Raw genomic sequence first — 11,489 nt, forward strand, 5'->3', positions numbered from 1 at the left:
TTCGCGGGCGACCGTGTCCGTCAAAACTATTGTGACACGCGCTAATTGACTGGTTTTTTGTGTGCTACGTCACCCCGTCTTCGTCATGTCGGACGTTGTTGGCCGCGCGTCATATATCGAAATCCGGTGGCCCAGCTCACAATATCCGCGTGATTCGGCTCACGAATATCAGGAAGTCCGGATCGGCCGATCGCCGCCGGCATCAGTCTTCTGACCTGCACAGACCATTACTGTGCCGATCCGTGATGGACTCGTTATCGGTGTGGGATACCCACTTTGTCGAGATGACGAATCCAAATCGTTATCGTACGGTCTCTTTAGCCCAAAAATGGGCACCAAAAATAACCGGAAAATTGAATCCACGGACCCGCGTGTGAGCGGATGTGGGAGACGGCAGCCGAAACGGCCGCCGCCCCGCGGGCGCCGGCCAGTGGCCGCGCCGGGCAGATCAAGCCCTCTGCTGTCGTGCCGAAACGAGACGGCACGCCATGAAGCATCCCAGCGTCGTTGACGCACAAGCAACACCCAACCCACAGCTGTGGGCTGGCTTCATCGCGCGCGCAGCGAAAGGAAGATTGTTGAAGAACGTCCGCAAGACGCTCATTGTCGCCGCGATTACTGGGACCCTCGTGACCGTGCCGACCACCGGCATCGCTCATGCGGATGTCCAGGGCGTGGACCCCAATGTCGCTCCCGGCTTCGACCCGGGCCTGCCGGCGCCTGACGCGCCGCCGACCCCGGAGCTCGCGGGCTTCGACCCCAACCTGCCGGCCCCTGACGCCGCGCCGGCTCCCGACGCGCCGCCGGCGCCGGAGCCCGCCGGCTTCGACCCGGCCCCTGCCGCGCCGCCGGTTGACGAGGTCCCGGCTCCTGCCCCGGTCCGGGCCTACAGCGTGAACTGGGACGCGATCGCGCAGTGCGAGTCCGGTGGCAACTGGGCGATCAGCACCGGCAACGGCTACTCCGGTGGCCTGCAGTTCACCGCCAGCACCTGGCACGCCAACGGTGGCTCGGGTAGCGCGGCCAGCGCCAGCCGTGAGGAGCAGATCCGCGTGGCGGAGAACGTGCTGCACTCGCAGGGCATCGGCGCGTGGCCGGTCTGCGGCCGCCGCGGCTGATCAGCTGAAAATCAAATAGGCGCTAACGCGCGCGACAGTGCCGGGCCCTCGGGCCCGGCACTTGTCGTTCCCCGGCCGATACCGCGACGGACGGGCATCGAAACTTAGGTTAGGTTTACTTAAAGAAAGACGTTGAAACCTGCGCATCCTGTGTAATACTGACTCCCGCAAATAAGGGTAGGTTTACCAAACTTGAAGGAGGCGCGGGAGGCACTCGCGGCTTCCTGTGCAGGTGCCAATGACAACTGGTAGTCCGTATTCGAACCGCTCCGCTCCTGTTCCACACGCGGGGGAGCCGAGGTGATCATCAACCCGGCGTGGATTGCCACACCCCCTGAAGTGCACTCGACTCTGCTCTCGACCGGCCCCGGTCCTGGCTCGCTCCTGGCCGCGGCTTCGGCATGGCATGCGCTCAGTGTCGATTGCTGGTCGGCCGCCGCAGAGCTATCCGCGTTACTGGGCGTGGTGCAGGCGGGTGTGTGGGAAGGGCCCACCGCAGCGCAGTACGCGGCGGCGCACGGGCCGTTCTTGGCCTGGCTGTCCGACACCGGCGTCCGCAGCTCCGGCATTGCCGCACAGCACGGCACCGTTGGGGCTGCCTACTCCTCTGCGCTCGCCGCGATGCCGACACTCGCGGAGTTGGCGGCCAACCATGGCACCCATGCCGCGTTGCTCGCGACCAACTTCTTCGGCATCAACACGATCCCGATTGCCATAAACGAAGCGGACTACGTCCGCATGTGGATCCAGGCCGCCACGACAATGACCGTCTACCAGAGTGTTTCGACGGCCGCTTTGGTGGCGATCACACCCGCGCCGCCTGCGCCGACGATAGGCTCCGCGGAGGCTGCGCACTCCCCGCCCACCGATCCCGTCGAAGAGTTATTGGCGTGGTCAGAGCACTTCAGCAGCATGTATCGCGCTCTAAAAGGGCTGCTATCCGATCCTTTCGGCACGGTAGTGCAGTTAATCACGGACTTCGCGACCAGTCCCTCGACTGCCGTGGTCACCTGGCTTCCACTGATATACGTGTTCGCCTACGCGGCGACCTTCGCACTGATGGGGACGCCCCTCTATACCGCCTTTGCCGCCGCCACCGGCGCGATACCGCTGGCGTTGGGACTGTCTGCCCTGTACCAGGTCGCCGAGGTCCCGGTTGAGGTTCTGGCCGAGCTACCTGTCACCGCTGCGGAACAAGCGATCGTGCCGATCGCTGCTATCGCGCCGACTGCAGTAACGGCGGGTGCGCCTCCCGGACCGACTTCCCCGGGAGCATCGACTGCCCCCTCTGCACCGACTCCGACCTCGACGCCCGGTGCCACGGGAACTTTCGCCTACCTGATCGCTGGGCCGGGCCCCGGTTCCGACTTCGACCCCGTGCTGCGCGACAAGGCAGTGGCGAGTGCGCCGGCTGCTGCGGTCCCCGCAGCGTCATCGGCCGCGGCGCTCAGTCGCAGCGCAACCAAAGCGCGTCGCCGTCGCCGAAGCGATCTGAAAGAACGCGGTTATCGCGACGAGTACCTCACCCTGGATGACATCCCTGACGTGCCAACTGAGCACGAGAGGAGCGTCACCGCATCGAACACGGCCGCCGGAACGGTCGGATTCGCCGACGCTGCAATTAAAGTCAACGCCAGGGATGCCACCGGTCTGGCCGTCGTCGCCGGTGACTCCTACGGAAGTGGCCCCAGTGTCCCTATGACGCCTGGTACGTGGGGCGCCGAGAGCTCCGACAGTGCGAGCGGCACGTGAAAACTGTTGTCTCCGGTCATGTCTCCGGCCACCGCAGTGCCGCGTTTGCGCCGGCAACCGGGAGCGACACCGCGCGGGCGAACGTGAAGAAGACCGCGGCAATATGCCCCGATCAGAGCAGGCCGAGTGTTCCCGTGCGACGGAAGGATGCAACCGCCTCAGCTGATCAGTTCTCCATCCGGGACCACCTGCCCGCGGACGAGAGTCGCGGCGTGAAGCCATCGGTTCGCCTCAGAAACAGGAGCTGCGCATGTTGATCGAGATCTCCGGAGTGAGCAGGACGTATCGACGAGGGCAGGAATCGGTGAGAGCGGTAGACGATGTGACGCTGACGTTGGGGAACGAGAACCTCGTAGCCGTCACTGGCGCTTCGGGTTCGGGCAAGAGCACACTGCTGCATCTGATCGGCGGTATCGACAGGCCAGACGAGGGCTCCATCAGAGTCGATGGTGAAGAGCTATCGGCGAAGACCGACGATGAGCAGTCGAAATATCGTCGACGCAGGGTCGGCTTCATCTTTCAGTTCTTCAACTTGCTCTCAACGCTGACCGCCTGGGAAAACGTCGCGATGCCCCGCGTTCTGGACGGATCTTCGATCAAGCTCGCCCGACAGGACGCTTGTGAGCTGTTGGAGATGGTCGGGCTGGGCAATCGCATCGACCACAAGCCCTCTGAGCTGTCCGGGGGTCAGATGCAGCGAGTGGCGATTGCCCGCTCCTTGATCATGGAGCCGGGCGTCGTTCTGGCCGACGAGCCAACGGGGAACTTGGATTCAGAGTCGGGCAGCAGCATCCTTACGCTGCTTCGCCAAATCGCCGATGCGGGGGATCGTTCGGTGATCCTGGTTACGCACGATGCCGCAATCGCTGCTGCCGCCGACCGCGAGATCGTCATGCGGGATGGCAAAGTCGTCGACAGCCGGATCCGGCCCAGAGAACAAGCAGAATCCCGATGATCATCCCACCGTTGGTCCGCTTCAAGTTTCTCAATTGGCGCTACGCGTCCGCGCACTGGAAGCGAACCGTCAGCTGCGTGGTCGCCGTGACGATAGCGACTGGCCTCTTGGTGGCGATCGCCGGCATTTACAGCTCGTTGACGAAATCGGTTGCGACCATGTCAGAAGACCTCTACGGCAAGGCCGCGTTCGAAGTGACCGGGGCGGCAGACAGTGGTCTGCCCGAGGCGCTGGTGAGTGACCTGCGAGCGGTCGAGGGCGTGGCAGCCGCCGAACCGATCGTGAGGGCAACGATCAACGAGCCACGCTCCGGCACAACACTATTGGGTGTAGGTCCCAACCTACGAGTGTTGGACAACCGGGTGGGTGCCGAGCTTGTTCAGCAGGCAGAACGTGACAGGTCGCACGGGTCGCTCGCGGACGGGGCGATTGCCGGCCCCGGTTTGGGAATCGCCGCAGGCGGCTCAGTTCACATCGATACCGTCGGCGTGAAGGTGGTGTTCGTTCCGAAGGGGACGCTTGCCGAGAAATACAACGCGGGGGACTACCTGATCGTCGGTTTACCGATGGCTCAACAACTGGTGCACCAGGCCGGTCGAGTGAGTTCGGTGTTCATCGTGGCGAGACCCGGCGCGGATCTTCGGCGCATGAATGCGGATCTGGTGCGGGTGGTCGACCATCGGGCGGTTGTCGCCGAGCCGCAGTTCAGGGTGGCGCAATCCGACAACTCGGTCGCGCTCACGCGCGACACGTTGCTCCTGGTGGGTTCCATGGCACTCGTGGTCGCGGTTTTCATCGTGTTCAACACCATGAATATGGCTGTGGTGCAGCGCAAGCCGATGATCGCCACCCTCAGGGCTCTCGGAGCTCAGCGTGGGCAGCTGGCAAGGGATTTGCTGCTCGAGGTCGCGATTATCGGACTGCTCGGCGGTTGCCTGGGGGCGCCGTTGGGAGTGGGGTTGAGCTACCTTGCCATCAATCGACTTCCGCCACTCATGCTGCAGTCGGTTGACGTGAAGCCAACCTTTTTCGTTCCCGAAACCGCGATTGTCATCGTGATCTTGGCGGGCATGGCCGCCTGTGTTTTGGGCGCCGTGTGGCCGGCAATGGCCGTGTTCAAGGCATCGCCGGTCGCGGCGATGCGTCCCGCGGAGCTCGAAAGTTTAGGCTCCGACCAGTCGAAGCCAAGTTGGTCCGGCGTTGCCGTCGGAGCCGTCCTGCTGGTCGCGGCGTTTCTCTGCGCGATTCGGCTGCACGACGAAAAAGCTTTTGCCGGTGGGATCCTGGCGTTGGCGGGCGTACTCGTCCTGAGCTGGGCTCTTGGTCCCGTCGTCGTACAAGGCACCAGTCGCTTGGCGGCAAAGATGGGGCCGAGTGGTCAGGTCAGCAGATCGACGATGACCCAGTCCGCCAAGCGCACGTGGGCGAACGTGATGATCGTGACCATCGCGGTGGCTTTGGGCAGTGTGACCAACGGGGTGCTATCAGACGTCGTCGACTCCACCGGAAACTTCTTCAACTCGTTGGCCGACGCGGACATGTATTTGTCTTCCGCGTCGAAAGACGTTATCCCCGTTGGTCCGTTGATGTCGAAGGGCCTAGATCAGGAAGTTTCCCGAATTCCAGGAGTCGAATCCGTCATCTCGGTGCAGGAAGCTTACGTCAACGTCGGCGGCGACCGGGTGTTGGTCATTGGCGCTGACCCCGGCACCGTCGCACCCGCCTTCACCGCGATGGATCCCGCCGTGCGGGCGAAGGTTCTTGACGGCGCCGGAGTAGTTGTGTCCAGGCAGCTTGCTCGCCGACTCCATCGCGGTGTCGGTGACAGGCTGGCCCTGAGCACCCCCTCCGGGGAGCGTCCAGTGGCCATCCTCGGCGTAGTCGACTACTTGACCACCGAGCGCGGGATGATCGCGCTGTCACTGTCGAACATGCGAAGTTGGTTTCAACGGGACGGCGCCACCTACTTAGAAGTGCACGCAAAAGATCCGAACACCGCGCCGGCGCTGCAAGAGCAGGTTCGCCAAATCGCCACTGCCAGAAATTTGTTCGCCTACAGCGGTCGGGAGGCCGTCGACTCAGGCAGGAGCGCGGTCAACCAGATGGGCTCGCTCGCGGTGTTCGTTCAATGGATCGTGGCGGCATTGGCGGCGATGGCCCTGTTCAACGCGTTCATGATTTCGGTGATCGAACGCAAAAGGGAAATCGGCGTGCTCCGGGCGATGGGCGCATCTCGCGGTTACATCGCCAGATCGATCCTGGTCGAGTCGACCAGCATTGCGCTGGTGGGCGGCACTCTCGGCCTGGTGACGAGCGTGCTTGTCCATCGGCTGGGCACGATGATCATGAGCGCGGTCACGGCTATTTCGGTGCGGTTTGCGCTTTCCCCCGTCGACCTGGTCGGTGTCGTCGTAGCGATGATCTTGTGCTGGTGTGGCGCCTTGATACCCGCTTCGAGGGCTGCGAAGTCAAACATCGTGGATGCATTGGAGGTGGAGTAACGGTGGAGGAGCAGGAGTTGGCAGACCGGCCCCACCTGCGTCCGACCGGGGAGACGGGGCTGTCCAGATTTCTGCGCTCGCCGGGCGAGCAACGGCTGGCGTGGGTGCAATCGTGCCCCGGCATCGACGCGCCGGCGTCGTGGCGGCTCTCTCAATTCTTGGCTTTCTCCAGGCCGAGAACATGCGTTGCAGGCATGTTGGCTTTCTACTTCGCCAGCGTCATCGGCGGCGGGGTCTCGTGGAGTGACCTCATCATGGGCATGGTGGTGTCCTACCACATCGCGGCAATAGCCAACCTGTACAACATCTATACCGACATCGTCGAGGACAACGAGAACATCCCCTTGCGGGTATTCCAACTAGGCAGCTACGGCCGAAATCGGCTGCTCCGTCATACCCATGTGCTGGCCACCGCAGTCTTAGTCCTTTCGCTGCTCGTCAATTGGTACTTCGCCGCCCTGACGTTGCTGGCCTTGGTCGGCTGCCAGCAGTACTCCTTTCGTCCGCTGCGTATGAAGGCGCGGCCTCGCATTGGAATCCTGTACTTCGCCAACGCTGTTGCGTACCCGTATGCGAGTGCGGCTCTGGCCTCGAGTGAGAAACTGCATGTCTTGGTCAAGCCTGAGTACTGCGCGCTCGCCCTCTATTTGTTCTTCTGGTTTTGCGCCAAGGGTCTGATCAAGAATGTTCCCGACTATGACGGGGACAAGCGAGTTAACGTGACGACGTCTGCGACGTTGTCCGCCAGCAGGTTTCGTGCGGCAATGATCGCGGCCGTGGCGAACGTGTCGGTCTACGCCGCCGTCGTCATTCCAGTGATTTCCGGCATCGTCGAACCAAAGTATCTGCTGGCTCTCGTCTGGCTGCCGGTGGCGTGTCATCAGGCATGGCGGTTGGTTCAGGCATCGGACCAGCAGTCGTGGAACGACATGCTGCGCGACGACATGTTCGTCTCGGTGGGATTCCTTTCAACGCTCATCATGATCGACCGCGTATCCATCATGTCGGTCGCGGTCATCTGCACAGGTTTCGCGATCATGCTGCTGTCTGACCAACTCGGACTGGACACCAGAAGAGCAGAGGATTTCGACTTGACATGACGATGCTGGATTTGTCGCGAAACGAACTGGATTTCGACGTACTCGCACAAGTGCGGGATACCTTCGAGGCGAGCGCGGCAGGCCTCAGCCGGTACCCGTTCGCGCATCATGTCGCGCAACTCACCGAGCGGATCGCCGCGCTGCACGGAGTGTTCGCCGACCGAGTCGTTATTGGTGCCGGTAGTCTTGGCGTTCTAGACGCCATTCTTCATGAGGGTTGTCCGACAACAGGATCCACCGTATTCAGCTCGCCGACCTTTGCCGAGTACGCGGTGTTGGTAGCAAGGTCCGGTGGCGTCCCGGTCGCCGCGCCGGCGGAACCCGCGGGTGCCCAGTCGCTCGACGGCATTCTCTGCCGTGTCGACGATTCGACACGGCAGGTCATCATCGCTGCGCCACACAATCCCACGGGTGCGGCGGTGAGCCCAGACGACCTCGTCAGGTTTCGCCGGGTCCTGCCGAAAAATGTACTGCTGGTGATTGATCAGGCGTATGCGGAGTTCGACGAGACCATGCCCGCCGATGCCGTCCGCCGCCTGACATGCGGACCTGACGCGGTCGCGGTCCTGCGCAGCTTCTCAAAGGCTTACGGGCTCGCCGGCTTGAGGATCGGTTACGGCGTCTTCAGCAGCGCTGCCCTCGCGGCACGAGTCCGGTCCGCCGTGCCGACCTACTCGGTGAATTCGGTCGCCCTTGCCGCTGCGACTGAGTCGCTCAGGCATGAAAAGCAGTTACGGGACCGGGTATCGGTTGTCGTGGAGAACCGAAAGCGGTTAGAAGCCTTCCTCTCTCAGCACGGCTTGTGGTCTGGAATCGAGTCGCAGGGGAATTTTGTCTGGCTGCCTACCCAGAAGTCGCACTCGTTGTTCCGGCATTCGTTCCGCGACGGCATCCTGCTGAGGGAATATCCCGGTTTGGGGGTCAGAGTCACTGTGCAATCGAGGACCACTGTCGATGCCGTGGTGAAGTCGCTGACCGCATTCCTGGTCAGTGATCGGTCCAGCACGGTCTGCAATGCATAATCGATACCCCGTATCAAACGTCCTCGGACGGTGGAGATTTGCCGACGCGCTGGTGGACTGCCTGATACGGCTGGGGGTGGAGTATCTCTTCGGCATGCCCGCAGAGTCGGTGAATTCCATAGTCCATGCGGCGAGCCGCCGCAGCGAGATCAAGGTGATCACCACCAGGCACGAATCCGCAGCCGCTCTGATGGCCGTGGGGTATGCCAGGTCGTCCGGCCGACTGGGCGTGTGCTTTGGCAGCGCAGGCCCGGGCGCCACCAACCTGGTGGCCGGGGCATACGAGGCCTACCTCGCACGAGTGCCGTTGCTGGCGATCAGTGGTCAGGTCCCGCTGGCCAGCCTGGGCCGGGAGTCGTTCCAGGAGATTGACTCTGCGGCCCTCTTTCAGCACTGCACCTCCTCGTCTGTGCTGATCCATTCCGCGAGCCAATTCGAGCGTTTCGTTCGTTGCTGCGTGTTGTCACTACACGAGTCCACCGCGTGCCATGTGGCTATCCCGGGCGATGTACTTTATGCGCCGCTGGCTAGTAACCGCGCGGCGTCCTTCATCCCCAGATTGCCGACGCCTACGCTTCCGGGCAAAGAAGAGCTGCGCTTGGTGGTCGCATTCCTGGACTCCGATGACCTGGCGATAGTCCTTTCGAGTCAGGACAACTCGTATGTTGATTTGGCATACAGCCTTTCGGCCAAGGTCGGTTGTCCGGTCTACACCCTCGATCGTCGGGAAACCGGCATCATCCGAGCTCGAGACGTCCTGGTGGTGGGACGATCGACGCCGTTGATCAAGCCGCGCCTGTCTGAGTTTGCGAACCTCCTCGAGATCACTGACCGTCGCTGCACGTCGAAGTCCATGCCTTACACCACGCAAGTCGTATGTGACGTGGCAGCCACCCTGCGGGCGGTATTGAACCGCGGTGAACGTGACGACATCGACGAATCCTCGACTCCGATCGAGGTTTTCACCGATCTCGACGGAGCCGAAGACCTACTGCCAGGAGATCTGCGGGACGCATACGTCGTGTCCAGTGCGGCAGGTATACCTGGTGCTGCGCTGCCACTCGGCATCGGCGCGACCCTGTCCGGAAATCTCCGCCGCTTGGTCATGACCGAATATTCACAACTGAGCCAATTCATTTCGGAACTCTCAACTCTGGTCAGCGTCAACGGCGATCTTGTTGTCGCGTGCCTGGCCGACAGCGACGAAGTGGTCTCTCGAATCGCGCATCTGGGCGCGGCGATGTCGCTGCGGACCGACACCGATTCGATCGCGATCGCGGGCCCAGCGATCATATCCTTACGCCGTTGTAGAACTGCGGGCCCGTCTTTGGAGGTGTCCCGGCCCGGTGAGCGCTCGCTGGCTGAATGCCTCGACGCGAATCTTGCTGTACCGGTTCAGATCAGCGACTTTTGTCTGCCGCGGCTGCCATGCCTGCGAAACGCGCAGCGAAGTGTCAACGGTCAGGCGCCGTCGATGAGCGCGTCGGCTTTGCGAAAGGCAGGAAGTGCTCCGGCGGGCTCGATAGTCGCGAGCGGCCCGGCGCTGCTCCTGCAACTGAACGGGATTTACGACGCGGCGATGGATAACGCGAGGATCCTGGTAGTGACCGTGGAGTCGGCGGACTGGTTGCTCGATACGCGCCGGATGCTTGAGGAGGTCACCGTCGCACGTTATGTCGTAGCTGAACCGGCGACGGCTGCCGCCACGGTGCGACAAGCGTGCGTCGCCGCGGCAGCCACGGGCGGTGGTGTAGTGCATCTGCAGGTGCAAGGAAAAGCGCTCGAGGAGCAGTGGGCCGAGTGCCCAGCGGGCGGACCGGACATGGGGACGCGGACACCCGGCGCAGAGAGTCCAGTTCTTGCGGATGCGATCTCGGCCTTGAGATCCGCCCGGCGGGTTGCCATCGTCGCGGGTCGTGGTGCGGCCGGCTGCGCGGAATTACTCAATGAGCTGGCCGAATTGCTCTGTTGTCCGGTGCATCTGACGATGGGCGGAGATTCGGTACTGCACAGCCAGAGCCTGCGCGCGCAGGGCAGAGTCGGGGGCTCCGGTGATCTGCGGGCATTCGGGGCTATAGCGCGCGCAGATGCTCTGCTCCTGGTCGGCGTGTCGAACAGAGGCTCCGCATTCGATCTGGGTGCGGCCGGGCGGACCATCGCGGTCAATATCGATCCGAGCGCAATGTTGCGGCTCACCGGGCAGGACATCGGCCTGCTGGGCGACGCAATGTCGACGCTGGAGGCGATGATCGGTGGGCTGCGTGCCGATTCGCCGCACCGCGACAGGCGATTACGGCCCGCGTACCGCCGCCGTCGCCGGCGGGTGCGGAGGGGCGATGAGATTCCGCTGCGCGCATCGAGCCTCGTCCAAGTAATCGATGAGGAGCTCGCCCGGTTCGAGGGCACCTCCACGGTGTGTGCCGACGTCGGCGTGAACACGCTGTGGGTCTACCGGTACATCACCTCGATGACCCGAAGTATCTGGTCTGCGTCATTCGGCACCATGGGTTTCGCGGTGCCTGCAGCGATCAGCGTCGCGAAAAACTCCGTCGAGTGCGGGATAACGATCGCGGTGGCGGGTGACGGCGGAGCCTCGGTGACATTGAGCCAAATTCAGTCGGCGGCCGGCGTTAACCAACGGTTGGTTTTCGTCGTTGTCAACAACTCGGCGCTTGCCGCGATCAAGTTCGAAAGCGAGATCATGGGATGGCCTGACCACGGGTCGGCCCTACCCGACATCAATTTTGCCGAGTACGCCAAGTCCGTCGGTGTGCAGTCGTGCCGGGTGAACTCGTTGCGCGCCTTCCGTTCTGCGTTCAACGAGGCCATCGGCACCCCTCGTCCTTATCTGATCGATGCACGCTGCGTTCTCAACGACGCCCCGATACAAGCGGGAAAGAAGAACTGGCGACAGATTCTCGGGTTCTTCGTGGCCTGGTCCAGGGAGGGCTCCGGTTCGATCGGTTCGTTCCGTGAAGTGGTGCGCGCCGTCGTGCTCGGCAAGCTCGATGAAAAGGGCTTCACCGGATAGTTCCGGCGAT

The 11,489-nt window shown here is 62.7% G+C and carries 7 protein-coding genes; all 7 read left to right on the plus strand.

Features of this window, described 5'->3' with window-relative positions; translation table 11 throughout:
- Positions 1 to 578: 578 nt before the first annotated feature.
- Entirely contained in the window at positions 579 to 1,118 is a 540-nt protein-coding gene (locus QXH22_RS15825; protein WP_306276257.1) for a transglycosylase family protein, read from the plus strand.
- A 300-nt stretch (positions 1,119 to 1,418) separates the two neighbouring features.
- A complete protein-coding gene (locus tag QXH22_RS15830) occupies positions 1,419 to 2,870 on the plus strand; it encodes a PPE family protein (RefSeq protein ID WP_306276258.1) in 1,452 nt (483 codons plus the stop codon).
- 250 nt (positions 2,871 to 3,120) lie between these two features.
- The gene (locus QXH22_RS15835) at positions 3,121 to 3,825 is read left to right on the plus strand and encodes an ABC transporter ATP-binding protein (RefSeq protein ID WP_306244630.1); all 705 of its coding nucleotides are present in this window, start codon (positions 3,121 to 3,123) and stop codon (positions 3,823 to 3,825) included.
- The gene (locus QXH22_RS15840; RefSeq protein ID WP_306244628.1) at positions 3,822 to 6,326 is read left to right on the plus strand and encodes an FtsX-like permease family protein; all 2,505 of its coding nucleotides are present in this window, start codon (positions 3,822 to 3,824) and stop codon (positions 6,324 to 6,326) included. The genes QXH22_RS15835 and QXH22_RS15840 overlap by 4 nt, the downstream gene beginning before the upstream one ends.
- A gap of 2 nt (positions 6,327 to 6,328) precedes the next feature.
- Positions 6,329 to 7,426, plus strand: a complete 1,098-nt coding sequence (locus tag QXH22_RS15845; RefSeq protein ID WP_306244627.1) for a UbiA family prenyltransferase — start codon at positions 6,329 to 6,331, stop codon at positions 7,424 to 7,426.
- A complete protein-coding gene (locus QXH22_RS15850) occupies positions 7,423 to 8,448 on the plus strand; it encodes a histidinol-phosphate transaminase (protein ID WP_306244625.1) in 1,026 nt (341 codons plus the stop codon). Before QXH22_RS15845 ends, QXH22_RS15850 begins: the two co-directional genes overlap by 4 nt.
- Complete coding sequence (locus tag QXH22_RS15855; protein WP_306244624.1) at positions 8,441 to 11,479, plus strand: thiamine pyrophosphate-binding protein; 3,039 nt, start codon at positions 8,441 to 8,443, stop codon at positions 11,477 to 11,479. The genes QXH22_RS15850 and QXH22_RS15855 overlap by 8 nt, the downstream gene beginning before the upstream one ends.
- Positions 11,480 to 11,489: the final 10 nt, after the last annotated feature.

Origin of the sequence: Mycobacterium sp. TY814 (genome assembly GCF_030755175.1) — a bacterium.
Classification (GTDB): Bacteria; Actinomycetota; Actinomycetes; order Mycobacteriales; family Mycobacteriaceae; genus Mycobacterium.

Excerpts from the sequence above, each read along its gene's own strand:
- QXH22_RS15855 (WP_306244624.1), top strand. The coding sequence starts at position 8,441 with ATGCATAATCGATACCCCGTATCAAACGTCCTCGGACGGTGGAGATTT.
- QXH22_RS15850 (WP_306244625.1), top strand. The coding sequence starts at position 7,423 with ATGACGATGCTGGATTTGTCGCGAAACGAACTGGATTTCGACGTACTC.
- QXH22_RS15835 (WP_306244630.1), top strand. The coding sequence starts at position 3,121 with ATGTTGATCGAGATCTCCGGAGTGAGCAGGACGTATCGACGAGGGCAG.
- QXH22_RS15840 (WP_306244628.1), top strand. The coding sequence starts at position 3,822 with ATGATCATCCCACCGTTGGTCCGCTTCAAGTTTCTCAATTGGCGCTAC.